This window comes from Carboxydothermus pertinax (genome assembly GCF_001950255.1).
Classification (GTDB): Bacteria; Bacillota; Z-2901; order Carboxydothermales; family Carboxydothermaceae; genus Carboxydothermus; species Carboxydothermus pertinax.
In genome coordinates, this window is record NZ_BDJK01000015.1 from 46,443 (window position 1) to 71,778 (window position 25,336).

Annotated in this window: 31 protein-coding genes, 1 pseudogene and 1 riboswitch; all 32 genes and pseudogenes read left to right on the top strand. The window is 40.8% G+C overall.

Annotated features, from left to right (window positions below; genetic code table 11):
• Positions 1–181, top strand: a 181-nt coding sequence (locus tag cpu_RS13610; protein ID WP_369688855.1) for a flagellar basal body rod protein FlgB, incomplete at its 5' end; no start/stop codon positions are given.
• A 4-nt stretch (positions 182–185) separates the two neighbouring features.
• Positions 186–602: a flagellar basal body rod protein FlgC gene (gene flgC / locus cpu_RS05495; RefSeq protein ID WP_075859040.1), complete on the top strand. Its 417-nt coding sequence runs from the start codon at positions 186–188 to the stop codon at positions 600–602.
• Positions 603–613: 11 nt separating this feature from the next.
• On the top strand, positions 614–901 hold the full coding sequence (gene fliE, locus cpu_RS05500) for a flagellar hook-basal body complex protein FliE (RefSeq protein ID WP_075859041.1): 288 nt from the start codon (positions 614–616) through the stop codon (positions 899–901).
• A 24-nt stretch (positions 902–925) separates the two neighbouring features.
• Positions 926–2,512, top strand: coding sequence for a flagellar basal-body MS-ring/collar protein FliF (gene fliF / locus cpu_RS05505; RefSeq protein WP_075859042.1), 1,587 nt, complete (start codon positions 926–928; stop codon positions 2,510–2,512).
• Positions 2,513–2,533: 21 nt separating this feature from the next.
• Positions 2,534–3,551 (top strand): annotated as a pseudogene (fliG, locus tag cpu_RS05510) (flagellar motor switch protein FliG).
• On the top strand, positions 3,535–4,242 hold the full coding sequence (locus tag cpu_RS05515; RefSeq protein WP_075859043.1) for a FliH/SctL family protein: 708 nt from the start codon (positions 3,535–3,537) through the stop codon (positions 4,240–4,242). Before fliG ends, cpu_RS05515 begins: the two are co-directional and overlap by 17 nt.
• A 1-nt stretch (position 4,243) precedes the next feature.
• A complete protein-coding gene (fliI, locus tag cpu_RS05520; protein ID WP_075859044.1) occupies positions 4,244–5,545 on the top strand; it encodes a flagellar protein export ATPase FliI in 1,302 nt (433 codons plus the stop codon).
• A 3-nt stretch (positions 5,546–5,548) separates the two neighbouring features.
• Positions 5,549–5,971: a flagellar export protein FliJ gene (locus cpu_RS05525; RefSeq protein WP_075859045.1), complete on the top strand. Its 423-nt coding sequence runs from the start codon at positions 5,549–5,551 to the stop codon at positions 5,969–5,971.
• A 38-nt stretch (positions 5,972–6,009) separates the two neighbouring features.
• Positions 6,010–7,425, top strand: coding sequence for a flagellar hook-length control protein FliK (locus cpu_RS05530; RefSeq protein ID WP_075859046.1), 1,416 nt, complete (start codon positions 6,010–6,012; stop codon positions 7,423–7,425).
• A 12-nt stretch (positions 7,426–7,437) separates the two neighbouring features.
• The gene (locus cpu_RS05535) at positions 7,438–7,839 is read left to right on the top strand and encodes a flagellar hook capping FlgD N-terminal domain-containing protein (RefSeq protein ID WP_075859047.1); all 402 of its coding nucleotides are present in this window, start codon (positions 7,438–7,440) and stop codon (positions 7,837–7,839) included.
• A 1-nt stretch (position 7,840) separates the two neighbouring features.
• On the top strand, positions 7,841–8,215 hold the full coding sequence (locus cpu_RS05540) for a TIGR02530 family flagellar biosynthesis protein (RefSeq protein ID WP_075859048.1): 375 nt from the start codon (positions 7,841–7,843) through the stop codon (positions 8,213–8,215).
• A gap of 77 nt (positions 8,216–8,292) precedes the next feature.
• Positions 8,293–9,078, top strand: a complete 786-nt coding sequence (gene flgF, locus cpu_RS05545) for a flagellar basal-body rod protein FlgF (protein WP_075859049.1) — start codon at positions 8,293–8,295, stop codon at positions 9,076–9,078.
• Positions 9,079–9,098: 20 nt separating this feature from the next.
• Positions 9,099–9,569 carry a flagellar basal body-associated FliL family protein gene (locus cpu_RS05550; protein WP_075859050.1) on the top strand — a complete coding sequence of 157 codons (471 nt, stop codon included), beginning with the start codon at positions 9,099–9,101 and terminating at the stop codon, positions 9,567–9,569.
• A 13-nt stretch (positions 9,570–9,582) separates the two neighbouring features.
• The gene (locus tag cpu_RS05555) at positions 9,583–9,957 is read left to right on the top strand and encodes a FliM/FliN family flagellar motor switch protein (RefSeq protein ID WP_159433972.1); all 375 of its coding nucleotides are present in this window, start codon (positions 9,583–9,585) and stop codon (positions 9,955–9,957) included.
• The gene (locus cpu_RS05560) at positions 9,950–10,297 is read left to right on the top strand and encodes a flagellar biosynthetic protein FliO (RefSeq protein WP_075859052.1); all 348 of its coding nucleotides are present in this window, start codon (positions 9,950–9,952) and stop codon (positions 10,295–10,297) included. Before cpu_RS05555 ends, cpu_RS05560 begins: the two co-directional genes overlap by 8 nt.
• 88 nt (positions 10,298–10,385) lie before the next feature.
• The gene (gene fliP / locus cpu_RS05565; RefSeq protein WP_439951471.1) at positions 10,386–11,048 is read left to right on the top strand and encodes a flagellar type III secretion system pore protein FliP; all 663 of its coding nucleotides are present in this window, start codon (positions 10,386–10,388) and stop codon (positions 11,046–11,048) included.
• 24 nt (positions 11,049–11,072) lie between these two features.
• Positions 11,073–11,342, top strand: a complete 270-nt coding sequence (fliQ, locus tag cpu_RS05570) for a flagellar biosynthesis protein FliQ (protein WP_075859054.1) — start codon at positions 11,073–11,075, stop codon at positions 11,340–11,342.
• Positions 11,343–11,355: 13 nt separating this feature from the next.
• Positions 11,356–12,123, top strand: coding sequence for a flagellar biosynthetic protein FliR (locus cpu_RS05575; RefSeq protein WP_075859055.1), 768 nt, complete (start codon positions 11,356–11,358; stop codon positions 12,121–12,123).
• The gene (gene flhB / locus cpu_RS05580; RefSeq protein WP_075859056.1) at positions 12,113–13,183 is read left to right on the top strand and encodes a flagellar biosynthesis protein FlhB; all 1,071 of its coding nucleotides are present in this window, start codon (positions 12,113–12,115) and stop codon (positions 13,181–13,183) included. Before cpu_RS05575 ends, flhB begins: the two co-directional genes overlap by 11 nt.
• A 4-nt stretch (positions 13,184–13,187) precedes the next feature.
• Positions 13,188–15,239: a flagellar biosynthesis protein FlhA gene (flhA, locus tag cpu_RS05585; RefSeq protein WP_075859057.1), complete on the top strand. Its 2,052-nt coding sequence runs from the start codon at positions 13,188–13,190 to the stop codon at positions 15,237–15,239.
• 1 nt (position 15,240) lies between these two features.
• Positions 15,241–16,293: a flagellar biosynthesis protein FlhF gene (locus cpu_RS05590; protein WP_075859058.1), complete on the top strand. Its 1,053-nt coding sequence runs from the start codon at positions 15,241–15,243 to the stop codon at positions 16,291–16,293.
• A 2-nt stretch (positions 16,294–16,295) separates the two neighbouring features.
• Complete coding sequence (locus cpu_RS05595; RefSeq protein WP_075859059.1) at positions 16,296–17,159, top strand: MinD/ParA family protein; 864 nt, start codon at positions 16,296–16,298, stop codon at positions 17,157–17,159.
• Between the two features lie 10 nt (positions 17,160–17,169).
• A complete protein-coding gene (locus cpu_RS05600; RefSeq protein ID WP_075859060.1) occupies positions 17,170–17,814 on the top strand; it encodes a flagellar brake protein in 645 nt (214 codons plus the stop codon).
• On the top strand, positions 17,804–18,571 hold the full coding sequence (locus cpu_RS05605) for a sigma-70 family RNA polymerase sigma factor (protein WP_159433973.1): 768 nt from the start codon (positions 17,804–17,806) through the stop codon (positions 18,569–18,571). The genes cpu_RS05600 and cpu_RS05605 overlap by 11 nt, the downstream gene beginning before the upstream one ends.
• Positions 18,571–19,305 carry a flagellar hook-basal body protein gene (locus tag cpu_RS05610; RefSeq protein WP_075859061.1) on the top strand — a complete coding sequence of 245 codons (735 nt, stop codon included), beginning with the start codon at positions 18,571–18,573 and terminating at the stop codon, positions 19,303–19,305. Before cpu_RS05605 ends, cpu_RS05610 begins: the two co-directional genes overlap by 1 nt.
• A gap of 24 nt (positions 19,306–19,329) precedes the next feature.
• A complete protein-coding gene (locus tag cpu_RS05615; protein WP_077177191.1) occupies positions 19,330–19,809 on the top strand; it encodes a chemotaxis protein CheD in 480 nt (159 codons plus the stop codon).
• A complete protein-coding gene (locus cpu_RS05620) occupies positions 19,809–20,573 on the top strand; it encodes a CheR family methyltransferase (protein ID WP_075859063.1) in 765 nt (254 codons plus the stop codon). Before cpu_RS05615 ends, cpu_RS05620 begins: the two co-directional genes overlap by 1 nt.
• A gap of 15 nt (positions 20,574–20,588) precedes the next feature.
• Positions 20,589–21,191, top strand: a complete 603-nt coding sequence (locus tag cpu_RS05625) for a chemotaxis protein CheC (protein WP_075859064.1) — start codon at positions 20,589–20,591, stop codon at positions 21,189–21,191.
• A 23-nt stretch (positions 21,192–21,214) separates the two neighbouring features.
• The gene (locus cpu_RS05630; RefSeq protein ID WP_075859065.1) at positions 21,215–21,580 is read left to right on the top strand and encodes a response regulator; all 366 of its coding nucleotides are present in this window, start codon (positions 21,215–21,217) and stop codon (positions 21,578–21,580) included.
• Positions 21,581–21,599: 19 nt separating this feature from the next.
• The gene (gene fliM, locus cpu_RS05635; RefSeq protein WP_075859066.1) at positions 21,600–22,607 is read left to right on the top strand and encodes a flagellar motor switch protein FliM; all 1,008 of its coding nucleotides are present in this window, start codon (positions 21,600–21,602) and stop codon (positions 22,605–22,607) included.
• The gene (fliY, locus tag cpu_RS05640) at positions 22,600–23,646 is read left to right on the top strand and encodes a flagellar motor switch phosphatase FliY (RefSeq protein WP_075859067.1); all 1,047 of its coding nucleotides are present in this window, start codon (positions 22,600–22,602) and stop codon (positions 23,644–23,646) included. The genes fliM and fliY overlap by 8 nt, the downstream gene beginning before the upstream one ends.
• A 7-nt stretch (positions 23,647–23,653) precedes the next feature.
• Positions 23,654–23,741: riboswitch (cyclic di-GMP riboswitch) on the top strand.
• 60 nt (positions 23,742–23,801) lie between these two features.
• Positions 23,802–25,328: a FapA family protein gene (locus cpu_RS05645; protein ID WP_159433974.1), complete on the top strand. Its 1,527-nt coding sequence runs from the start codon at positions 23,802–23,804 to the stop codon at positions 25,326–25,328.
• Positions 25,329–25,336 lie beyond the last annotated feature (8 nt).

The window sequence follows — 25,336 nt, forward strand, 5'->3', positions numbered from 1 at the left end:
ACCGGTGGCGGAAGTTACGCGCGAAAGTTCTACAGCCCTGAGAATCGATCAAAACAACGTTGATATCGAAACCGAAATGGTAGATTTAGCCTATAATCAACTTTATTATGAAACGGCTGTGGAGCGGCTAAAAGGAACCTTTGCTTCATTAGAAACGGTAATAACCGGTGGAAGGAGGTAAATAAATGGCATTTTTTAGTTCCTTTCAAATTACTGCTTCCGCTCTTACCGCCCACCGTTTATGGCTGGATACCATTGTCGATAATATGGCCAATGTCAATACTACCCGGACCCCAGCCGGCGGTACCTACAATCGCCGGGAAGTGGTATTTGAAGAAATCTTGGATGCTAAAACCGGGTTTACCGGGGCCGGGGTTAGGGTTAGCCGGATAATTGAAGATACCAAGACTCCCTATCGCTACGTTTTTAACCCCAATCACCCCGATGCCGATCCTAATACTGGGTTGGTAAAGTATCCCAATGTTAATATCAACGATGAGATTGTTAATTTACTTGCGGCCCAAAGGGCTTATGAAGCAAATGTAACGGTATTTAATACGGCAAAAGCAATGTACGCTAAAGCTCTTGAGCTTAGCCGTTAGGAGGGGTAAAAGTGGAAATTACCGGTATCTCTTTACCAAATACTATTTTACTTAATAATTCGGAACAAACTGCAAAAACTTTAGATTTTGAAAAGAAACTTGCTGAGGCTTTAGATAAAGTTAATGAAAAACAGTTGAATTCCGAGCAAGTAACCCAGGATTTTTTAGCAGGGAAAGTGGATGATATTCATCAGGTTTTAATTTTAGCTCAAGAAGCGAAGTTAAGTTTAGAATTAGCAGTGGAGGTACGCAACAAAATAGTTGAAGCTTACCAGGAAATTAGCCGGATGCAGATTTAAATGGCTTAGGATAGGAGGAATTAAATGGATTTTCAAAGCCTCCTGGCAAACTTAAAACAACGTTATAAAAATTTAAACAGTTTTCAAAAAAGAGTATACGGAATTTTACTGTTTACGGCAGTATTGACGTTAATTTTAAGCTATATTTTTTTTGGTCGACCCAGCTACACACCTCTTGCGACCGGTTTGGATGCCAAAGAAGCCGGCGCGATTGTTGAAAAATTAAAAGAATGGAAGATAAGTTATAAACTCGGGGATGAGGGAACAACGATTTTGGTCCCTAAAAACCAGGTTTATGAAGCTCGGATTAAACTCGCCAGCGCCGGGGTTTTAGAAACTAACAGCGGCATTGGTTTTGAACTTTTTGATCAGACCAAACTGGGGGCCAGCGATTTCGAGAACCAGGTCAATTACCAGCGGGCGTTACAGGAAGAGTTAAGAAGAACCATTGTGCAGTTAGAGGCGGTAGAAGATGCCCGGGTCCACTTGGTTCTTCCGGAAAAAAGCGTATTTATTTCCGAAGAAAAGCCAGCAACTGCCAGCATATTACTTAAATTAAAACCTCTTAAAAAATTAACACCCGAAGAGATAAAAGGTATTATTTATCTGGTAGCCAATAGTGTAGAAGGTTTAAAACCGGAAAATGTTCAAGTGGTAGATACATACGGGAATGTGCTTTCCGATCAGGTGGATTTAAGCTCAAGTTTATCGGCGCAATCCGGACGTCAGCAAGAAATGAAAAGGCAGTTTGAAACGGAGTTAACAAATCGAATTAATAACCTGCTCACCACTATTTTAGGTCCGGGGAAGGCAGTGGTGAGTATTAATGCCGATCTGGATTTTAACCAGGAGGAAAGTACTACTCAGGTGGCACTTCCCGGACCGCTGGTCAGCGAGCAGGGGAGCAAAGAAGTGGTTTACGGTAGTCCGGGGGCTTCGGGAGTGGTAGGAAGTGGACCCAATACTAATCCAAATTACACCTACATAACTGGCAATGTGTACGGAGAAGTGCAGTCGAAAGAAGATTTTACCCGCAACTATCAGGTTGGACAAACAGTCTATAAATTGGTCAAGGCACCGGGAGCGGTGAAGCGGTTATCCGCAGCTATTGCTATCGACTCGGGAGTGCCGGCAACGGACGTAAATAAAATTCGGGATATTGTAGCTGCAGCCATGGGTTACGATCAAAATCGCGGCGACCAAATTGTAATAAACACTATTACTTTTGACAAATCTCTTGAAAAACAAATGGCTGCTCAACAGGCTCAACTACAAAAAGAGCAACAGTTAAGGCAAAACCTTTATAAATGGATTGCAATAGGCGTTGGAGCCCTGCTAGTGTTAAGTATGTTGGTGTTTTTAGGAGTGCGCAAATTTCGGAAAAAACCGGCAGAGATGTTGGGGGTTGCTCCTAAAACCCCCATGGAGCTTAGTAAATTAGAAGCAGCGGTGGCCGCTGAAGGAAGACCGGGAATCAAAATTCAAGAATTACCAGAGGAAGACCTTGCGGTCAATAAAGTTCAATTAGAAATTGAAACAATCAAATCGTTGGTAGAGCAAAGACCCGATGAGGTAGCCATGGTTTTGCGTGCCTGGATGTCGGAAGAGTAGGATAGATGAGGGGGGGCGGCAATGGCCCGGGAAGAAACGAGAAAAAAAAATATCAATAAAATAGCCAAGTTGTTAATTGCTTTAGGACCAGAACATTCAGCAAAGATTTTGGCAAAACATTTTACCGAGGAAGAAATTGAAAAAATATCGATGGCTGTTGCCACTATAGGCCAGATCTCTCCTGAGGAACGCCAAAAGGTAGTGGAAGAATTTTTGGAACTTTACCGGGCTCAGGAATTTATTACCACAGGCGGCGTAAGCTATGCCAAAGAGATGTTAGAAAAAGCTTTAGGACCGCAAAAAGCTAACGAAATTATCAAAAAACTAATAAATATTACGGCCAAAATGCCCTTTCAGATGCTACGCAAAGCAGATGCCAAGCAGTTGGTGAATTTTATCCAAAATGAACATCCGCAAACCATTGCTTTAGTGCTATCATATCTTTTGCCCGAGCAGGCAGCTATGATTTTATCTTCAATGCCGGAAGAAATGCAAAGTGATATTATTAAGAGAATTGCTACTATGGAGCGAACTTCCCCGGAAGTTATCCATGAAATTGAAGCAATTTTAGAAAAAAAAAGTTTCATCGGTGTTTGAGCAAAATTATACCAAGGCCGGTGGTATTGAGACGGTTGTGGAGATTTTAAACAGGGTAGACCGTTCTACCGAAAAGAATATTCTCGAGGATTTAGAACAGGAAAACCAGGAGTTAGTAGAAGAGATCAGAAAGCGGATGTTTGTCTTTGAAGATATTGTCACTTTGGACGATATGGCAATCCAGCGGGTATTACGGGAAGTGGAAAGCCGGGATTTGGCCTTTGCTCTCAAAGGTTCTACCGAAGAAGTCAAACAGCGGATCATGAAGAACCTCTCCAAGCGGGCAGCGGAAATGTTAAACGACGAATTAGCCTATATGGGGCCTGTGCGGCTAAGAGATGTGGAGCAGGCTCAGCAGAAGATTGTGGCCATTATCCGTCGCTTAGAAGAAGCGGGAGAAATTATAATTTCCCGAGGTGGAGAAGATGCCCTGGTTATTTAAAAGTAGCTTAATTGCCAAAGAGATAACTCAGCAAGAGGCAAAAGCCGCCAAAGTTCCGGTAAGGAAAATCCAGCTAACGTTTGGGCGGGAAAGTGTCGAAGAGCATAGTGAGACCAATGAAATGCTTGGAAAAGCAAAGGAAGAAGCCCGGAGGATAATTGACCGGGCACAACAAGAGGGAGAGGCCATTAAAGAAAAAGCCCGCTTAGAAGGTTTTAATCAGGGCTATGCTGACGGGCAACAGAAAGCCCAAAAGGAGTACGAAAAGTTAGCGACAAAGTTGCAGGCAGTATTTAAAAAACTAACAAAACAACGTATTTTGGAGATCCAGCAGGAAAGGCAAAAGATTTTAGCCGAGTTGGAACCGCAAATCTTTAATTTTGTTGAAACAGCGTTGCAAAAACTTTTAGGGGAATTACCGGAAGCTACCACATTATTTTATCGTAAATGGCTGGGAGAAGCCCTTAATCGTTTTAAGGAAAAAAAACTTGCAACAATATTTGTAAACCCTGAGGAATACGGAATGATTAAAAATATTTTAGAGCAAAATGGAGCCTTTAATGAAATTATTTTACTAACTGAACCGGAAATCGCGGTCGGTACTGTACTCTTAAAAGGGGAAGAAAATTATGTAGTTTCTTTGAAGGTTTTTACCGAAGAAATTCTTCAAAAGCTTAGAGACGGAGTCTAAGATGATAGGGCAAAAACTTACTGTTTTAAATCAAGAAATTGACCGGCACGAGTTTTTAAAACCCTGGGGTGTTGTGCACAAGGTTATTGGGCTAACGGTGGAAGCGGTTGGACTTAAAGTTTCGATTGGTGAGACCGTTGAAATATTTACCGGCGGTGACAAAGTATTAGCGGAAGTAGTTGGTTTTAAAGAGGATAATGCTGTGTTGATGCCTTTAGGTGATATTACCGGGGTAAGCCTTGGAAGCTTGGTCCGCCCGTTAGGAAGACCTCTTCAAATTACCGTAGGACCTTCTCTTTTAGGAAAAATTTTAGATGGGCTGGGTCGTCCGTTAAATGAACAGAAAGTTTATGGGCGAAGGTATCCCATTGACCGCATGCCGCCAAACCCGCTAACGCGTAAGCGGATTTCTGCAAAGTTTGCTACTGGAATTAAGGCAATCGATGGGCTTTTAACCTGCGGCGAAGGGCAAAGATTGGGTATCTTTGCGGGAAGCGGTGTAGGAAAAAGTACCCTTCTGGGGATGATCGCCCGTTATGCCGAAGCTGATGTTAACGTAATTGCGCTGATTGGTGAACGGGGGCGGGAAGTTCTAGACTTTATAGAAAAAGATTTGGGTGAAGGGCTTAAAAAGTCAGTTCTGGTGGTGGCAACTTCCGAGCAGCCTGCTTTATTTCGTTTAAAAGGAGCTTTTGTGGCTACAGCTATTGCTGAATATTTTAGAGATCAGGGAAAAAAAGTTCTTTTAATGATGGACTCCCTTACCCGTTTTGCTATGGCCCAAAGAGAGGTGGGGCTTGCAGCCGGTGAACCGCCTTCATCACGGGGATATACCCCGTCGGTATTTGCTCTCCTTCCCAAACTGGTAGAAAGAGCGGGAAACGATGCCAAAGGCTCTATCACCGCCTTTTACACAGTTCTGGTTGAAGGGGATGATTTTAATGAACCAATTGCTGATGCGGTAAGGGGCCTTTTGGATGGCCATATAGTTTTAAGCCGCCAGTTAGCGGGAAAGGGACATTTTCCGGCAATTGACATTTTAGCCAGTAACAGCCGTTTAATGCCGGATTTGGTAAGTGGCGAACACTGGCAACAAGCCTTGCGGATAAGAGAACTTCTTGACGTTTACCGGCAAAATGAAGATTTAATCTTAATTGGTGCTTATAAACCTGGGACTAATCCAACTTTAGACCAGGCAATAAAATTAATGCCGACCCTTAATGCTTTTCTCAGGCAAAGACAGGATGAAGGGGTAAGTTTTGAAAAAACCAAGGAAGAACTTAGTAATTTTGCGGAGGTATAAACGATGCCGAAGTTTTCTTTCCGTATGGCAAAGGTTGAAAAAGTGCGCGCCATAGAAGCTGATGAGCATAAGCGAATTTTTCAGGAAAAAATCCAGGCGGTAAAACGTCAGGAAGAAAAAATTAAAAATATCGATGCCGCTATTTCCCATGAATTAAAAATAAATGACCTTTTATTTAGGGAACACCAGTTAGAGCGTTTGGAATACCTTGCTACAGAAAAATGGTTTTTAGAAAAAGAAAAAGATAGACTTCTTTTTGAACAGGAAAAAGCTAAGGAACAGTATATCGCCAAAAAAATTGAACATAAAAAGTTAGAAATCCTGCGGGATAAAGCCTTTGCATTATATCGGGAAGAGGTTGGCCGCAAAACTCAAGCTGTTTTAGATGAATTGTCCTTAATAAGTTTTCAAAGAAGGAAAAATTAGAATTTTAAGACCATTAACTTAGAAAGGAGGTGAGAAGGGTGAAAGTAAATGGGGTTGCTTTGGCACCAGACCAAAAGTCAATTCCGGATTCTCTAATGGATATTTTAACTGTTATAGATGATACCTTTGAAAAGGTTTTTTCTGAAATTCTTTTAAAAGGCAATGCATTTACTGCTGATTTTTCTTTAAAAATGAGTGAGCCAGAGAATAATGTTATAAAGCCTCAAGAGGATCAGCAAAAAACCGTAGAGCAAGAAGTTGAGTCACTCGCAACGGAATTAAATTTTGTGCTTCCTTGGTTTGGTTCTTACTTAATACCAAAAACTGTTGATGGAGTAGTGGGTAGAGAACTTGCAGGAAATGATGGTGGGAAGGAAATTTCTCAAGATGTGGTTGTTGCAGCAGCGAGAGTAATTGAAGAGAAAAATAGCAGGTATTTGGATAAGATTAGCATATCTCTGGTAGCGGAAAGAAAAGAGCCAGAAAAAGAGATAAACTTAACTAAAAACATTCCTAAAGAAGTCATGCCAGAAAATGGTGCAAACATTCTCCAAAAGACCCCGGAAGCGGCAAAAGCATTGGCCAGTAACAATCCGGTGAAGGGAAATATTTCCGGGGTAGAACCAGCGGAGTTAACTTTGAAGGTGTCAAAGATTGGTACATCTCTGGTAGCGGAAAGAGAAGAGCCAGAAAAAGAGATAAACTTAACTAAAAACATTCCCAAGGAAGTCATGCCAGAAAATGGTGCAAACATTCTCCAAAAGATCCCGATAGCGGCAAAAGCATTGGCCAGTAACAATCCGGTGAAGGGAAATATTTCCGGGGTAGAACCAGCGGAGTTAACTTTGAAGGTGTCAAAGATTGGTACATCTCTGGTAGCGGAAAGAAAAGAGCCAGAAAAAGAGATAAACGTAGCTAAAAACATTCCCAAGGAAGTTACACAAGCTGCGCCAACTGAAACTACACAATCTTATGTTTTTATTAAAGAACCGCTGGATTTTGCTAAAAATTTTAACCAATGCCAGAATCAAAATAAAATTGATTATCCGGCTTTTTCCGAAAAAATCGTGGCACTTGTACAAAAAACCGTACAAACCAAAGAAAAGACCGCGGCTGTTTTAAAGCTTTATCCGGAAGAATTTGGGGAAGTAAAAGTAGAAGTAAAGCTTTTGGCAAACAATGTGGATATAGCTTTAAAAGTTACATCAAGCGATGCAGCAAACTATCTCCAAAATTTAGCTAAAGACTTAGCTACAGCTTTACAAAAACATAATTTAGAGCTAACAGGTTACGTTGTTGGCTTTGAACAGCAAAGTTCAAAAGGAAACCCTGGCAATTCTCAGCACCAAAGAGTTCCTCTTAAACCTTCCCGTTTTCAAAACGTAATAGACGAGCCTATATTTGAGATAGCGGGATGGCAGGAAAGAGTTACAGGTTTAAACTACTTAATTTAAGGAGGTGTTTGGGTGATTGGTGAAGTTTCAAGTGTAACCTCTCAAGTGGCAACTACAAATTCTTCAACTTCTAAGCTTAATATGGATAAAGATGCATTTTTAAAAATTTTCCTGGCGCAGCTTCAGTATCAGGATCCTTTAAATCCGGCTAACGGTACTGAGTTTATTGCCGAGCTTGCTCAATTTGGTATGCTCGAACAGCTAGCAAACCTAGCCGATGCGTTAAATCAATTGCTGCAGTTTGAACAAAAAGCCCAGGCAGCAAGCTTAATTGGTAAAACAGTGAAAATTGCTGGAAATGGAAACAGCCTGGTGGAAGGGTTGGTTAGCGCAGTACGTTGGTCTGGGGGACGGGTGACCTTGGTGGTCAATGATCAAGAATATGACCCGGCTGCGGTTATTGAGGTGAAGTAAGATGAGTCAAGTTGGGAAGATTCAGGAGTTAATAACGGTAACGTCTCAGCCTAATTCTAATATCAAGCCAGCAACAACTGTGACACTAAGCTTTGAACAGCTTTTGCAGAAGACTGAGAAAAAGTTAAAGTTATCGGCTCACGCGGAAAAACGTTTAAGCGAACGGGGTATAAACTTGAGTCAGGAGGACTTACAAAAAATATCCCGGGCATTAGACCAGGCAAAAAGCAAAGGGGCTAAAAACAGTTTGGTTGTTTACGGTGATTTAGCGATCATAGCGTCGGCTGTTAATAAAACAGTAATTACCGTTTCTAAAACTACCCAGTTAGATGAACAAATAGTAACTAATATTGATAGTGCTATTTTACTTAAGTAAAAGGGCTGGACCGCAAGGAGGCCCTCACCGCTGAACGACGGAGGCGGAAAATAACTAAAACTTTAGGGGGTATAAAAATGATTCGGTCTCTTTATTCAGGGGTTTCGGGATTAAGAAGCCACCAAACCAGAATGGATGTAATTGCAAATAACATTTCCAATGTGAATACTATTGGCTTTAAATCTAATCGGGTGAACTTTGAAGATTTATTATATCAAAAAGCTGGTCAAACAGGTGTATATCCGGCGTATGTGGGTCTTGGAGTTGCTGTTTCTGGTATTGACACAATTTTTACCCAGGGGGGACTAAAGGCTACAGGGCGTCCTTTAGATGTTGCGATCCAAGGTAATGGCTTTTTTGTTTTAAAAGATCCTACTACTAATATGACCTATTATTCCCGGGAAGGTGTTTTCTATATTGATAAAAATGGCTATTTAATTAATAGTCATGGCTACCGGGTTCAGAAGGTTAATGGCGGTGATATCCAAATAAACAATCCCGATCAAGTGGTAACCTTGAATATTAAAAACGATGGTACCATTGAATTGATTTATGCCAATGGGACGACAGATACTTCTAATCAGATTGGTTTAATGAACTTTAAAAATCCTGAAACTTTAGAACGAGTGGGTCAAAATGTTTACAGAACAACAACTAATACTTCAAGCTCATTTGCTCAACCTCAAGCTCCGGGGCAATCTGGACTTGGTACACTCGCTTCCGGTTTTTTAGAAATGTCCAACGTGGACTTGGCCAGTGAATTTACGGAAATGATCGTTACCCAAAGGGGGTATCAAGCCAATGCCCGGGTGATAACTACCTCCGACCAAATGTTACAGGAACTTTTAGATATTAAGCGCTAAGATTTGAGGTGAAAATAAAAGTGGCCAAGGGGAAAACAATTTTGCTAATTGTCATCGTAGCGATAGTTGCGGTGTTAGCGGGTTTAGGTGGAGCTTACTTTTTATTTGGTAAAAATTCCGGGGCGGCGGCCAAAGAGCCGCCCCCGACCCCAACAGTTATTGCTAAGTTAGGGGACATAGTGGTGAATTTGGCAGACGAAGATACTCCGCGGTATTTACGGGTTGGAGTTAATGTAGAAATTGAAGGGCAAGGGGAATCGGCTACAAAAGTTTTTGATGAAAAAAGTGTCGTCTTTAAAGACAGGGTGATATCTTTTTTAAGAAGTAAAAAATCTACAGATTTAATTGGTGATAATTCCAGCGATAAGTTAAAAGGGGAAATGTTAAAAGTTTTACAGGATACTGCTGCAGAACTCAACAAAAAGGTACAGAAAAAAGCTGATAAAATTACCATTGTTAATGTGTATTTTAGTGATTTCATTATTCAATAGGGGAGGTAGTTTTTTGGGTATCCGCGATGTGGACGAATTTATAAAAAAAATTTCCGAAGATGTTCCTACCTACCGTAAACCCGAATTTTTACCCTTAGAACCGGCGGTAGTAAGGCGGGCAAAATTACCCATAACCGTTTTAAATGATATTAAAATGGATATCGTCGCCCGTATGGGTACTACTGAACTGACCGTGCGCCAGCTATTGGCTTTAAAAGAAGGAGATGTGTTAGAGTTAGATAAAAGTATTGGCGATTTAATCGATCTTTTTATTGACGACCGTAGATTTGCGGTGGGGGAAGTGGTGGTTATAAATGAAATGTACGGGGTGAGGATAACCGGGTATTCTGAAGAAGATGCCGGGAAAGAGGCGAAAAAAATTGGATAGTTATTTTGGACAGGCTTTATGGTCGCTTTTGGTACTGTTTATAATAATTGCCGGTTTGTTTTTTTTAGCTCGTTACGTAAAAAACTACCGTATTGGTTATAAAAGCCGTTATATTGAGATCTTAGATCGCTTGTTGCTTTCGCCGAAATCAGGAGTTGTTCTTTTAAAAGTTAACGGGAAATATTATTTGGCAGGATTTGGTGAGGAAAACGTTTCCCTTATTGATGTTTATGATAAAGAGCCCGAAGAAATTCCCGGAATAGCCGGTACTTTTGATATACACTTAAGCAAAAAAATAAATGAAGTTGTGGGGCAGATAAAAAGTGGCAGAAAAAATTAAAAAGTTGGGACTAATTGGGTTTTTATTACTAATTCTAATCAGTTTCTTAACTTCCAGTGCTTGGGCAGAACCGCTTACTATCCCCAATATCCAACTTAATATTAACGGTCAGGGTTCACCCCAGGAAGTGGTGAATTCTGTAAAGCTATTGGTACTACTGACGATCTTAGCTTTAGTTCCGGCCTTTTTGCTTCTGATGACTTCCTTTACCCGGATTGTGGTGGTGCTGTCACTACTGAGAAATGCCTTAGGAACGCAGCAAGCGCCACCTAATCAGGTTTTAATTGGACTTGCAGTGTTTTTAACAATTTTTATAATGTCTCCGGTGATAAATCAGATTAACCAGCAGGCAATCCAGCCTTATTTAAACAACAAAATTTCCCAGGAACAAGCTATTCGGGCGGCGGAAGCTCCTCTTAAAGATTTTATGTTAAAACAAACCCGGGAAAAAGATTTAGCCCTTTTTATCGACTTGGCCAAATTGCCACGTCCCCGAACCAAAGATGATGTACCGTTTACCGTGGTGGTTCCGGCGTTTATCATCAGTGAACTAAAAACAGCTTTTCAAATGGGATTTATGCTATTTATCCCTTTTTTAATAATAGACATGGTTGTCGCCAGTATTTTAATGTCGATGGGAATGTTTATGATTCCGCCAATGCTGGTAGCTTTACCGTTTAAACTTTTACTTTTTGTTTTGGCTGATGGTTGGTATTTAGTTGTTAAAAGCTTGGTGACTAGTTTTTCGTAAAACCGGCAGGAAAGAAGGGAAAGGATGGCATCATCGTATTTTATCCATTTAGCCCAAAAAAGCTTTACGGTTTTAATGCTTTTGGTTGGCCCACCTTTAATTGTTTCGTTAGTGGTAGGTCTTGTTATAGGAATTTTTCAAGCGGCAACGCAAATTCAAGAACAAACTTTAACTTTTGTTCCTAAATTAATTGCCGTGTTTTTAACGCTTTTACTCTTAAGCGGCTGGATGCTAAATTTAATGGTGGATTTTACAGGACAGATGTTTCAAGAAATGGCTAAAGTTCGTTTTTAGGAGTTAGCTTTCGATGAAACAATGGCTTATTTTACTTATAATTACTGCAAGATTAGCAGGTTTTATTGGCATATCCCCATTAATATTTCCGTTACGGGGATTACCAGCGGCAGTGAAAGCCTTTTTTACTTTGATTTTGGCATATCTACTATTACCGGTGCTTTATGGAAAGTTTGCTACAATTAATGTTCAAGCAAATTTTTTCCCTCTACTTATATCTGAAAGCTTGATTGGGCTGTTGCTTGGATTTATTACTTTGTTATTTGCTAATTTGTACCTTACTGCTGGACAATATCTGGATCTAACCTCCGGATTAAGTGCAGCAACACTATTTGACCCTTTTACCCAAATAAATGCTGGTTTGCTGGCAAATTTTTTGTACTTATACGGAATATTAAATTATTTAATAGCCAATGGCCACCATCGGCTTCTCACTTTTTTAGCGATAAGTTATCAGTTTATTCCACCTGGGAAATTTATACCGGATGTGAGTTTAGCCGAGTTTCTCCTTAAAATCTTTGCTTTAGTTATGTTAGTGGCTTTGGAAGTAGCGATTCCTTTTATAATGGTGATGGTTATTTCTGATTTAGCTTTAGGGATATTGGCGCGAACGGCTCCGCAAATGAATGTGTTTATGTTAAGTTTTGGTTTAAAAATTCTCTTAGCCCTTTTTACCTTATGGCTTTTGCTTCCGGGAATTTCTTATTTTACCGGAATTTTTTTAGAATTAACTGAGAAAAATCTTTTGCAATTCGTAAGGGGAATAGGCTATGGCGGATGAACAGAAAGACCAGCGTACGGAAGAAGCAACTCCCCGCCGGATAGCCGAGGCCAGGCGCCGTGGACAGGTTTTTAAAAGCCAGGAACTAAATTTTGCCGTAATGTTTTTAATTACCTTTTTACTCTTACTTTTGTTAGGACCAAATCTTTATCAACAGTTTTACCTGCTAAGCCGCAGCATTTTTGGTAATCTGTTTTTAAATCTAACCCCTACTTCTACTCGAAGATTATTGCTGGATTATTTTCTCTGGAGTTTTAAAATTGTTTTACCGTTTTTCCTTTTGGCGCTGATAGTGGGAATAGTTTTAAATTTAGTGCAAGTGGGATTTATCTTGACTTCGGAGCCGTTAAAGCCAAGTTGGGAAAGAATAAATCCGGTCGCTGGTATTGGTAGGATTTTTAGTCGGAGAAATTTAGTTGAACTTGCCAAAAACTTTTTCAAATTTAGCCTTTTAGTGGTGGTTATATTCTTGCGGGTTAAAAATAATTTGCCGCTTATCTTTCAAACTATCGGGCAAGCGCCGGCAGAATATTTTAATGGCTATTTTAGTTTAACAAAAAAAATGGCCCTTGATACGCTCCTGGTGCTGTTTTTGTTTGGAATAGCCGACTACTGGTATCAACGACGGGAATATTATCAATCTCTAAAAATGACTAAACAAGAAGTAAAAGAGGAATACCGCCAAACTGAAGGGGATCCCTTAATTAAAGCCCGGCTGCGCGAGCGCCAGCGTCAAATTGCCTTAAACCAAATAGCCCGGGAGGTCCCTAAAGCCACCGTTGTCATTACAAACCCGGTGCATTTGGCCGTTGCTTTAAAATACGAACGAGGCAAAATGGCGGCTCCTAAAGTGGTAGCTAAAGGAGCCGGTTTTTTGGCGGAAAAGATTAAGGAAATAGCCCGGGCCCATCAGGTGGAAATTGTGGAAAACGTTGAGGTTGCCCGGTTTTTATATAAAAACTGTGAAGTAGGCGAGGAAATTCCCGTAGAGCTTTACAATGCTGTGGCGGAAATCATAGCTTTAGTCTACCGTAAAAAAAAGAAACGGATAAGTTGGTGAGATAATGGCTCCTACTTCTAAAGGAAATTCTTTTTTACGAAATAATTATGATTTAGTAGTGGCGGGGTTTGTAATCTTAACTTTGGTCTTAATTATTATCCCTTTACCTCCCTTTATGTTGGATATTTTATTGGTTTTTAGCATTACTTTTTCCTTGGTAATTTTACTTATAACTTTGTTTACCACCGAACCGCTCCAGTTTTCTATTTTCCCCACACTATTGCTCGTGATGACGTTATATCGCCTGGCATTAAACATTTCTTCCACTCGCCTTATTTTAAGCCAGGCGGCAGCCGGACAGGTAATTCAGGCTTTTGGCAGCTTTGTGGTAGGTGGTAGCTATGTGGTTGGTTTTGTGGTTTTCTTAATTATTACGGTTATTCAATTTGTAGTCATAACCAACGGCTCTGGCCGGGTGGCGGAAGTGGCGGCTCGTTTTACTTTAGATGCCATGCCGGGTAAGCAAATGGCCATTGATGCGGAATTTAACGCAGGGTTAATCACCGAACAGGAAGCCCGGCAAAAACGGCGTAAGCTCCAGCGGGAAGCGGATTTTTTTGGTGCTATGGATGGTGCCAGCAAATTTGTGCGCGGAGATGCTATTGCGGGGATAGTTATTTTATTGATAAACATCATAGGTGGTTTTATTATTGGTGTTTTGCAGTTAAAAATGTCAGTATTACAAGCCCTGCAAACCTATACTGTGCTTACCATTGGTGATGGTCTGGTAAGCCAAATACCGGCTTTGTTAATTTCTACGGCTACCGGTATCTTAGTGACCAGGGCTTCGGCAGAAGAAAATTTCGGCCGCGAATTTACCAAGCAAATTGGGGGTTTTCCTAAGGTCCTGATCATGGCTGCGTTCATCATCTTTTTCTTAGGGTTAATCCCTGCGATGCCGAATTTTTTGTTTATTTCGTTAGCGGGGATTTTAGGTTACGGGGGCTACCTGGCGGTTCGTTATACCGGACAGGTAAAAGAGAAAGCTCTGCAACCGGTGGAAGTACCAAAGAAACGGGAACCGGAAAATGTTCTAAGCTATTTTAATATAGATCCTCTGGAAATCGAAATTGGTTATAACTTAATTACCTTAACCGATGAAACCCAGGGGGGAGATTTGTTAGGAAGGCTTGCTGCTGTACGAAGACAGCTAGCGATTGAAATGGGGCTTTACGTTCGGCCTATTAGAATTCGGGATAATTTGCAACTACCGCCCAATCAATACGTTTTTAAACTGCGAGGGGCAGAAGCTGAAAAAGGAGAGTTGCTACCGGGGTATGTGTTAGTTTTAGACCCTACGGGAGAAAAAACTCCTGAACAGGGTATTCCTACTAAAGAGCCGGCGTTTGGTTTAGAGGCCTGGTGGGTACGAGAAAATCAAAAAGCAAACTTAGAGCTGGAAGGATTTACCGTCATTGAACCTTCAGCGGTATTGGTAACCCACCTTACCGAATTTATTAAGAAAAATGCTGCGGATATTTTAGGACGTCAGGAGGTAAAAGAACTTTTAGATACCTTAAAACAATCGCAACCGGCAGTGGTTGATGAGGTTTATCCAGAACTTTTGAGCATTGGCGAAATCCAAAAAGTGCTGCAAAGCCTTTTAAAAGAAAATGTTTCTATCCGGGATTTAACCAGTATTTTAGAAGCTTTAGCCGATGCTGTTCGCCAGAATCGGGATCCCGACTATTTAATTGAACAAGTTCGGCAAAAGATTCGTCGGCAAATTGTACGTCAATATTTACGTGATGGCAAGCTTTACGCTGTGACCCTAACTCCCCACTGGGAACAGCAAATTGCCGAGAGCTTGCAACCAACTTCTCTGGGGATTTACCCTTTAATGGATACTGCAAAAACTGAACAGTTTATTGAAAAAGTAAAACAAAATTTAACTGAAATTGCACGGAAGGGATTAAACCCGATAATCATTACTTCTAGCAGGGTGCGGTTACCTTTGCGGCGCTTGCTGGATCGTTTTTATCCCCAGGCGGTTTTACTTAGCATCAATGAAATTCCACCGGATATTGATGTGGAAATCGTAGGGACGGTGAGTTAAGATGAAAATTAAAAAGTACACGGCAAAGGATATGGCGGAAGCACTTCAGATGATAAAGTTTGATTTAGGGCCGGAGGCAATAATTTTAGAAAGCCGAACGGTGCGACAACCGGGAATCCTCGGCTTTTTTAAACCACCGGTTTTTGAAGTGCTGGCAGCAGTTGATGAAACCCCAAAACCCAAGGGGGAGGGGCTTAAAGAATCCTTTGAAGTTAAAAAAGACCTGGCAGAGTTAAAGTTACTGGTGAAAGATTTAGCAAGGGTTACCGGAACTGAGGCCGGTAATTTTGCCCTTTGGCGGGAACGTTTATTAAAACTTGAGCTTGCTCCGGATATTGTGGAACAAATTTTACTGGAGCTACAAGATGTTTTAGAGGAAGTATCTCCCGATGAGGCAGAAGGCGAAGAAATGGTAAGACAGTATTTGCTAAAATTACTTAAACCGTATTACAGCGACTTCAAAGATTTTCCCTTAAAAGCATTAATAGGACCCACGGGTGTTGGCAAAACCACAACTTTAGCCAAAATTGCCGGGCGTTTAGCAATCCATGAAGAAAAACCTGTCCGTTTTATTACTTTAGACACTTTTCGGGTAGGTGCGGTAGAGCAACTGAAAATTTACGGCAAATACCTGGGCTCGACGGTGAAAGTAGCAAGTTCTCCTATGGAACTCTGGCGGGCAGTGCAGAAACAAAATGAAGGTGAAACAATATTTATTGATACCGCCGGCCGTCCTTCCAAAAAACAAAGTCAAATCCAAGAGTTGGCCGCCTTTTTAGAAGCAGTAAAAAAGGATAAAGATATTTATCTGGTAATCAGTGCCACATCAAAGCCGGAAGATGCGGAAAAAATTGCCAAAGATTTTTCCCCTTGTGGCTTTAATAAATTTATTATTACAAAGCTTGATGAAACCGAACGGTTTGGGGTATTAATCAATTTAATCGTCAAATTTCAAAAACCGATTGCTTATTTAGGTGTTGGGCAAAATGTTCCCGATGATTTAATAGTTGCTACCCCTGAGCTTATCGTGGAACAGGTGTGGAAGGGGTGGTAGAAATGTATCAGCAAGCTTTTGGTTTAATTAAAAATAAGAGCGAAAACGGGTTAAACGCTTCTTCCCAGAGGATTATTGCGGTAACCAGTGGCAAGGGAGGGGTGGGAAAGTCCAATTTTGTAGCAAACTTAGCTTTGGCCTTGGCAGACCTTGCTAAAAAAGTCTTAATTTTAGATGCGGACTTGGGTCTTGCTAATGTGGAACTTCTTTTTGGAGTAACTCCCCAATGCACTTTGCTTGACTATTTAAATAGCGAAAAAGAGGTTAATGATTTAATTACTCCTTTAAAATCTAATGTCGATTTAATATCTGGCGGTGCCGGACTTTTGGAGTTAACAACGTTAACTGTCAAACAAAGGAAAAAAATTATCCAGCTAATTGAAAATCTTCCCCAAAATTATGATATAATCTTAATTGATACTGGAGCTGGAATTAATAAGGAAGTAATGAGTTTTGTAGCAGCGGCTAGAGAGGTAATTTTAATAATTACGCCGGAACCAACTTCCATTACCGACGCCTACACTATGCTTAAAATGCTGGCCCGCCATCAGCTTAACCAAAAAATTTATTTAGTTGTAAACCGAGTCAGAGATGAAAAAGAAGGAGAAAAAATTGCCGAACGAATTTTGCTCGCAGCCAATAAATATTTAAATCTTCACCCGGAAAAACTTGGCTTTCTTGTGGAAGACCGAAATCTTCCCGAAGCTGTAAGGCAGATGAAGCCGTGTTATTGGAAATTTCCCAATAGTTTGGTGACCAAGAATCTCAAAGGGATCGCCCGTAAACTTACTACTGAAACCTTGACTGAACAGAAAAATGATAACTTTGCGGGTTTTTTTACCAAGCTTTTAAGAATATTCGGATAGGTGGTATATGTTGCACGAATTTTTAAAGCTTGAACTTTATCCCAACCTAGCGGTAAAAAAAAGTTTTCCTGCTCAGGTTCAGGAAGTTAAAGAACAAAGCTTCTTGATTCTTGGCCCTTTTGACCGGGGTACCCTACTTTTTCTTTATCCCGAGCAGGAAGTTTTAATTGAATATGTTGAGGAAGGGTGTCGTTACCAGTTTGCAACGCGTATTATCCGCAGATTGCAAAAGCCTTTTTTTGGCTATGAATTGTTGCTACCAACGCCGGAGAGCATTCACAGGATTCAACTGCGCCGTTTTGTTCGCCATAAAAAAGTCCTGGATGTTTGTTATGCGCTCTTGAATAACAATGGGGAGTTAAATTGGAAAAAAGCAAAGTCTGTAGACTTAAGTAGTGGCGGAATGAAAATAGCAACTTCTGAACTTTTGCCGGTTAATTCTTTACTTAAGTTACAGTTTTACGTTGAATTAAAAGGGAAAATTATTGAATTTTTATTAGATGGGGAGATTAAACGCGTAGAAAAGATACCGAGCGGTATTTATCATTATGGGATTGAGTTCAAAAATATTACCCGGCAGGAACAAGATACCCTCTTTGCTTATGTATTTCAAGAAATGCAGAAAAGTAGAAGAACTATGGCCGATGGGAAGTGAGAGCTTGGATGTGGCCGTTTTATGGACCGAATACTTCCAGCATAAATCATTGCAACAGAGAAATGAATTGGTGGAGTATTATTTACCGTTAGTCCGGAAAGTGGCGGCGGCAATGAGTTTAAAACTTCCTGCCCACCTCTACAGAGAAGACATTGAAGGTTACGGTATTATTGGCTTAATCGAAGCGGTAGAAACCTTTGACCAGAGCCGCGGTGTAAAGTTTGAATCGTATGCTTCCTTAAAGATTCGGGCAGCGATTATCGATGAATTGCGAAAACAGAACTTTTTGCCGCGCTCGGTGTGGGATAAGATAAAAAAAGTAACAACCAGCGAAGAAATGCTGATGAATACAAACATTGGTGAAGAGGTGCCGGCCGAAAAAATAGCAGAGCAGCTTGGAATAAGCGTCAGCGATGTTTTAAAAATAAAAACCTTGATGGCTTTAAAAAATCACCTATCTTTAGATGAGATGGTTGATCCGGAGAGTTCTCTTGACCGTTTTTCCCTGCTTGCGGATGATGAAAAATATTCGCCGGAAAATATGTATTTACAAAAAGTTGAATTTGAGGAACTGCGGGAAGCGATTAAACGGTTAAACGAAAGGGAACAACTGATTTTACAGTTATTTTATGTTGAAGAATTATCTTTAAAAGAAATCGCTGCCATACTGGATATCTCCGTGTCCCGGGTTTCCCAAATTGCTTCCAAAGCGTTAGAAAAGCTGCGGAAATTATTAAATGAAGGGGTTGGCGTTTAATGCTTAGGGGAATTTATATTTCTGCTACCGGCCTGAAAGCGGGCATTAAACAGTTGGACACGATTGCCAATAATATCGCCAACATCAATACCGTCGGGTATCGGGCCGATGAAGTGGTGAATTCTGGTTTTGAGGAAAAGGTTATTAATTATGCGGGTAGCGCTATTGGTAGCCTTGAGTACGGTGTTAATCCCGATTTAAATTATTTGGACTTTTCTTCTGGGAAGTTTGTCTCAACAGGTCGGAACTTAGATTTTGCCCTTTTCGGTAACGGTTTTTTTGTGGTGGAAACGCGGGGAGGTTTGAGATATACTCGGGCCGGGGACTTCCAGGTAAACAAAAATGGTTATCTATGCTTGCCTGACGGAAGTTTGCTTTTAGGAGAAAAAGGGCCTATAAAAATCGATGCGGAAGAGCTTTATGTAGAAAAAGACGGACGAATTTATAATAAGGAGCGTACCCGTTATTTTGGCCGTCTTAGGATTGCCGAACCTATAAACCCTGCTTTATTAGAAAAAGAAGGTCATAATTTTTTTGTAACAGCCGCAAACAACTTACGTCCGGGAAATGCTTTGGTTTTACAGGGCTTTTTAGAACAAAGCAACGTTGACCCCAATCGAGAATATCCTGCGCTTTTAGAGAGCTTGCGGTATCTACAAAGCAACGTTCGGGGGCTTAAAGTACAGGATGAGCTGCTGAGCAAAGCGGTTAATGAACTTGGCAAAGTGAGATAAGTTAGGTAAAGAATGAAAAGTACCATGGAACTACAAGTAGGAATTGCCGATTACAAGCTCGGCAGCAGTCCGGTTAAAATAGTAACCTATGGTTTGGGGTCGTGTGTTGGTGTAAGCTTTTTTGATCCGCGCTTAAAATTGGGGGCACTTTTACATGTAATGCTTCCGGACAGTTCGCAGTTTAGCGGGCAAATAAAACCGGAGAAATTTGCGGATACCGGGATTCCTTTGGTGGTAAGGGAAATGGAAAAGCATGGAACTAAAAAAAGCTCTTTAGAGGTAAAAATGGTAGGTGGCGCTCAGATGTTTTCTGGTCCCGGGGCGCAAACGATTATGAACATTGGTGAGCGCAACATTGCTATGTGTAAAAAGGTAATTAACCGACTTGGCCTTAAACTTGTAGCAGAAGAAGTGGGTGGAAATAAGGGCCGGACGATGATATTAGATACCTCTACCGGAAATGTTACTGTAAAAATAATTGGAAATATAATAAAGGTGATTTAATGAATTTCGCGGAATTTAAACTCCAGGTATATAAAAGATATGGTTTGGATTTGAACCAGTATAAGGAAAACCAGGTGCAGAGGCGGCTCACCCTTTTTTTAGAAAAATCTGGCCTTGGGGATTTTAACAATCTTCTTGTGGCTATGGACAAAGATGCCAAAATGTTTGAAAAATTTATTGATACTCTTACCATAAATGTTACTGAATTTTTTCGAGATCCCAAAATTTTTTTTAAATTGTACGAAAAATACTTACCGGAATTGCGTGGGAAAACTTCGATAAAAATTTGGAGCGCTGGCTGTTCTACGGGAGCCGAGCCGTATTCTGTGGCAATCTTTTTAGAAGAATTAGGCTTGAAAAACTATAAACTGGATGCTACCGATTTGGACGAAAACATCTTAAAAGCTGCCAGGGAAGGAAAATTTGGCCAGGATGCTTTAAAAAATGTGCCTGAGCCCTGGCGCATTAAATATTTTGATAAAATAGGTGACCAGTATCAGGTGAAATTAAATCTACGGCGCAAAGTAAATTTTAAGCAGCAAAATCTTTTAAAGGACAGCTTTGATCATGATTATAACGTGATTCTTTGTCGTAACGTTATCATTTATTTTACCAGGGAAGCTCAGGACAATTTATACCGCAAATTTTCCGATAGCTTGGTAGCAAAGGGGATCCTTTTTATTGGGGGGAGTGAAGTAATTTTTAATCCTGAAAAATACAGGTTAATGCGGATGGAACCGTGTTACTACAGGAAAATATTGTAAGAAAGGAGGAGGTTGATGGCTAATGAAAAGGATAATTTAAAACTGGATGCCCTAAAAGAAATAGGCAATATTGGCATAGCAAATGCGGCTACAGCCTTAGCGGAGTTTCTGGCGCGCAGGATTGACATGGATGTGCCGGAGGCCGTGGTTATTAGTTTTGATGAAATTATCCAGCGTATTGGCAGTCCTGAAGAGCTGGTTTCCTGTATTTTCCTTGGCATCAAGGGAGATGCCCCGGGGGACATTCTTTTTATTTTTAATCAGGAAAGTACCAACAAGCTCTTAAAACTTTTAACCGGTGTTGAAGCCAGCGGTTATGAGCTGGATGAATTTTCCGCTTCTGCCTTAAAAGAAATTTGCAACATCTTAGCCGGTTCTTTTGCGCAGGCTATTGGCAGTTTAACCGGGTTAAATTTTATATCGGAAGTACCGCTTTTTAGCTATGATATGCTGGCCGCAACCCTTACCACCGGGCTTATAGCCTCGGGAGTTTTTGATGAACAGGTTTTGGTAATAGATACCAATTTAATTGAAAAGGGTGAAAAAATCAAGGGTCATTTTTTCTATGTACCCAAACCAGGTTCATTGCAAAAAATTTTTTCAGCTTTAGGGATTTAACTTAAAAATCAGGAGGGAAAGGAATGTCGGCAAAAGTGTTAATTGTGGATGATGCGGCTTTTATGCGGATGATGATTAAAAATATCCTGGTAAAAAACGGTTATGAGATTGTGGGTGAGGCTGAAAATGGTGCTCAGGCTGTGGAAATGTACAAGCAGCTTAAGCCTGATGTCGTAACCATGGACATTACCATGCCTGAAATGGATGGTATCCAGGCTGTCCGCGAAATTAAAAAAATTGATCCTAACGCCAAAATCATCATGTGTAGCGCTATGGGGCAGCAAGCCTTAGTTATGGAGGCAATTCAAGCCGGGGCGATGGATTTTATTGTAAAGCCTTTTCAGCAAGATCGAATTCTGCAAGCTTTTGAAAAAACTTTAAAGAGATAAGGCGAAAGGCGGGATTCAGTTGCCTGAGCTAAATGAGAGCAAAGAAGTTTTGTCCCAGGAGGAGATAGATTCTTTAATTGCGGCCCTGGCTTCCGGGAATATTGAAAAAATTACCCAAGAAAAAAAGGAAGAGGTGCGGTACCGAAAGTACGATTTTCGAAGACCCAATAAATTTTCCAAGGAAAACCTGCGGACTTTACACCTAATCCATGATAACTATGCCCGGCTTATATCTAACTTTCTTACCGGGTATCTTCGCACAAACATATCGGTTAAGGTTGCCTCGGTAGACCAGGCCACGTATGAAGATTTTTTGGTTTCAGTGCCGACCCCGACTTTAATTACAACTTTTCGCCTGCATCCTTTAAAGGGAAGTATGGTGATGGAAACCAATCTACAATTTATTTTTCCCATTATCAGCCTTTTATTTGGTGGCAGCGGCGATATGCCGCCAGAGATACGGGAACTTACGGATATCGAACTAGCAGTGGTGAAAAAATTAAACTATCGTTTATTGGAAAATTTGACCCAGTCTTGGATGGACATTATCCAGGTAGAGCCAGAGATTGAATCGATGGAAAACAACCCGCGGCTTCACCAGGTTTTATCTCCTAACGAAATAGTAGCAATAATAACCTTTACCACGGAAATCTTAAACAACAAAGGGCTTATAAACTTGTGCCTGCCCTTTGAAGTTCTTGACCCACTTTTAGCGAAGTTATCTGCCAGTTACTGGTTTTCGCATGCAGCTGATGCGGACCGGGAAGCCTTTGCCCGGCATATGGAAAACTTTTTAGCTCAAAGCGAGCTTATGATTACTGCTGTTTTAGGCGAAACGGATCTTAGAGTGCGGGATTTTTTAAAGGTTGAGCCAGGAGATATTATTGTTTTAAATAAAAGGTTGGATGAAGAATTAGAGCTTTTGATTGAGGACCAAGCGTTATTTAAAGTTCAGCCTGGCCGTTTGGACGATAAGCTTTGCTGCCAGATTACCAGGATTACAGAAAGGGATGAAGCCGATGGATAACCAATTTTTAAGCCAAGAAGAGATTGATGCGCTACTTAAGGGAACTGTGGGCGAGTCCCAGGAAAGTGAAAGTCAAGGCAGTGCCGAGGTTTTAACGGCGGAAGAAAAAGATGCTTTAGGCGAAGTAGGAAATATTTCCATGGGCTCAGCGGCTACTTCCCTGTCTCAGCTGGTAGGGCGTAAAGTAACCATTACCAGTCCAAGAGTGGAGGTTAGTAACGAAAAGGAGTTTTTTGCTAATTTTCTCGAGCCGTACATGGTTATTGAAGTAGAATTTACCGAAGGCCTTACTGGAAAAAATATTTTAATCATTAAAGAGCATGAAGTGGGAGTAATTGCCAATTTGATGATGGGGGGCGATGGTACCCAGACCGGGGAAATAACTGAACTAGAACAAAGTGCAGCAAGAGAAGCTATGAACCAAATGATTGCCAGCAGTGCCACCGCCCTTTCGGAGATTTTCAAGCGTAAAATTAACATTTCCCCTCCAAAATCGCAAATGGTAAATTCTCGGGAAAGGGATATTTACGAGCCCTTTGGCGGTAAGGAAATAGTAGTTATCTATTTTAAAATGCAAATTGAGGATTTAATTGATACCGAAATAATGCAGATTATGGAGCCGGCAACTGCCAAAGAAGTGGCCAAAATGCTGTTAGATAAGCTTTATGGGGGTATGGAGCCCGAACCGACCGTTGAGTATCGTGAGTCGGTTAAAGAATCAAAAGAAAGGGTGGAAGGGAAAGATAAGCACGGGAACGAGGAGTACCTTAATTTGCCTTCCGATGAAAAATTAGAATTAATTTTAGATATTCCACTCAAAGTGGAAGTAGTGCTAGGACGCACTCGACGGCCAATTAAAGAAATTTTAAGCTTAGGGCCGGGGGCAATTATCGACTTAGACCGGCTGTTGGATGAAGATGTAGAAGTTTTGGTAAACGGTACTCTTGTAGCGCGGGGAGAAATAGTGGTAGTAGGGGAGAATTTTGGCGTAAGAATAAACCAAATTCTTTCACCCAGGGAACGTTTAAGTAAAATTTAAAGGGAGAAAAAGTTAAAGGCAAACCCGGCGAAAGCCGGGGGCGCAAAGCTAAAGGGGCTAAAGCAGGTTGTCTGCCATGCTAGCCAGCTGCCAAAGGATATAGACCTCCTCTGGCAGGAGGTTTTTTAATTTCTCTTAAAAAAGGGGTGGGGGCGGTGACTGACTCCAGCACCGGAAGTTATTGGGAGGTAAAGGTTTCCAACAATAATCTGGAAGCGTATTTAAAATTTTCACCTCTTACGCAGACGGAGGAGGGAGCATTTCCTTCGCTGGAAGAGTTAAAAGAATTTTTAAAAGCAAAAGGAATAATTTATGGTATAATTGAAGAAAATTTACCTCTTGTTTTAGACCATCCGGGAGAATTTATTCTTGTTGCCCGGGGGATTGAGCCAGTGCCTCCAGTTCCTGATGAGTTGATCACCTACTTTGAAAGCGATGATGTCAAGTACTCCATGGATAAGCTCGGGCACCGGGTATATTATTTTAAATCGCTTCCGCAAGTAACAAAAGGGCAGGTCTTAGCGGAAGTGAGAAGGGGAAAACCGGGGAAAAATGGGGTTGATATTTTCGGTAAGCCAATAAAAGCCCCAGCGTATGTTCCGCTGAAATTAAAGGTGCATAAGGGAGCGGAGATAAAAGACGATAAAGTAATTGCGACTATAAATGGCTTACCGGTGCGTATAGGTAACGCTGGCTTTGATGTACAGAATTTACTTCAGTTAGATGGCGACCTTTTTTATAAAACTGGTAACTACCAGTTTATTGGTAGTATCAAGGTTAACGGCAATGTCCGGGAAAATGTGTTAATTAAAGCTGAAGGGTCGGTCGAGGTTTTCGGTTCGGTAGAATCGGCCAAAATTTATGCTGGTGAGTCGTTTATCGCCCGGAAAAATATTATCAATTCGGAAATAACGGTCGGTCTAAGACCGATGTTAGCTTCAAAAGTAAATGCAGTCGTGAGCGACCTGGTTGAAAATTTAAACCCATTAATCCTTTTAATCGCTCAGCTTTTACCAAATCTCAAAGATACTCCGGTTACTTTATTTAGGATTTTACAACTACTTTATAAAAAACCAGATGAGTTAAGATTACAGCTGGAAAAACTTAAAAAGGCTTACCAGAGATTAGTTGAGTGTAAGCCGGAAATGGAAGCATTTTGGAGCGAAGGATTGGAAAAGGTTACTACAATTGAGAAAATTGTTAGTGCTTTGTTACGGACCATTTCCGAAACCGTACCGGCGCATATTTTACAGCAAAAAATAAATCTCTGGTGGCATGTTCTCACCGAAGGCGGTAAATATTTTCAAACGGAAGAAAAGATGTTTGCTTCTACTCCCTATAAGCTTACTGTGTATTCCGGCCAGAACGCCAGATTTAACGTTTATGGAGATTTTATTTTAAACGGTAAATCCCTTTATCAGTGCGTGGTTAATGCTTCCGGAGTAGTTTTTGGTGAAAGCGGGACTTCAGTAGTAGGAGGAGTACTAACGGCTGGCAAAGCAGTGGCGCTTGATGAAGTGGGTGCACCTATTGGTACAGGGATGGAAATTATTGTTGGCAAAAACGGTACGGTTAAGCTTAAAAAAGTCTACCCTGGGGTTGTAGTAAAGATTGGTAGATTCCAAAAAATATTTAAAGAGACTGAATATCAAGTATTTTTAACAGGAGAAAAGGATTTGTAAAAGAAGTG

Bases quoted from the DNA above. Each gene is read 5' to 3' on its own strand.
- fliQ (WP_075859054.1), top strand. From the start codon at position 11,073: ATGGCATCATCGTATTTTATCCATTTAGCCCAAAAAAGCTTTACGGTT.
- cpu_RS05515 (WP_075859043.1), top strand. From the start codon at position 3,535: ATGCCCTGGTTATTTAAAAGTAGCTTAATTGCCAAAGAGATAACTCAG.
- flhA (WP_075859057.1), top strand. From the start codon at position 13,188: ATGGCTCCTACTTCTAAAGGAAATTCTTTTTTACGAAATAATTATGAT.
- cpu_RS05610 (WP_075859061.1), top strand. From the start codon at position 18,571: ATGCTTAGGGGAATTTATATTTCTGCTACCGGCCTGAAAGCGGGCATT.
- cpu_RS05525 (WP_075859045.1), top strand. From the start codon at position 5,549: ATGCCGAAGTTTTCTTTCCGTATGGCAAAGGTTGAAAAAGTGCGCGCC.
- fliI (WP_075859044.1), top strand. From the start codon at position 4,244: ATGATAGGGCAAAAACTTACTGTTTTAAATCAAGAAATTGACCGGCAC.
- cpu_RS05575 (WP_075859055.1), top strand. From the start codon at position 11,356: ATGAAACAATGGCTTATTTTACTTATAATTACTGCAAGATTAGCAGGT.
- cpu_RS05630 (WP_075859065.1), top strand. From the start codon at position 21,215: ATGTCGGCAAAAGTGTTAATTGTGGATGATGCGGCTTTTATGCGGATG.
- cpu_RS05605 (WP_159433973.1), top strand. From the start codon at position 17,804: ATGGGAAGTGAGAGCTTGGATGTGGCCGTTTTATGGACCGAATACTTC.
- cpu_RS05615 (WP_077177191.1), top strand. From the start codon at position 19,330: ATGGAACTACAAGTAGGAATTGCCGATTACAAGCTCGGCAGCAGTCCG.
- cpu_RS05620 (WP_075859063.1), top strand. From the start codon at position 19,809: ATGAATTTCGCGGAATTTAAACTCCAGGTATATAAAAGATATGGTTTG.
- cpu_RS05590 (WP_075859058.1), top strand. From the start codon at position 15,241: ATGAAAATTAAAAAGTACACGGCAAAGGATATGGCGGAAGCACTTCAG.
- flgF (WP_075859049.1), top strand. From the start codon at position 8,293: ATGATTCGGTCTCTTTATTCAGGGGTTTCGGGATTAAGAAGCCACCAA.
- cpu_RS05540 (WP_075859048.1), top strand. From the start codon at position 7,841: ATGAGTCAAGTTGGGAAGATTCAGGAGTTAATAACGGTAACGTCTCAG.
- cpu_RS05595 (WP_075859059.1), top strand. From the start codon at position 16,296: ATGTATCAGCAAGCTTTTGGTTTAATTAAAAATAAGAGCGAAAACGGG.
- fliF (WP_075859042.1), top strand. From the start codon at position 926: ATGGATTTTCAAAGCCTCCTGGCAAACTTAAAACAACGTTATAAAAAT.
- flgC (WP_075859040.1), top strand. From the start codon at position 186: ATGGCATTTTTTAGTTCCTTTCAAATTACTGCTTCCGCTCTTACCGCC.
- flhB (WP_075859056.1), top strand. From the start codon at position 12,113: ATGGCGGATGAACAGAAAGACCAGCGTACGGAAGAAGCAACTCCCCGC.
- cpu_RS05625 (WP_075859064.1), top strand. From the start codon at position 20,589: ATGGCTAATGAAAAGGATAATTTAAAACTGGATGCCCTAAAAGAAATA.
- fliY (WP_075859067.1), top strand. From the start codon at position 22,600: ATGGATAACCAATTTTTAAGCCAAGAAGAGATTGATGCGCTACTTAAG.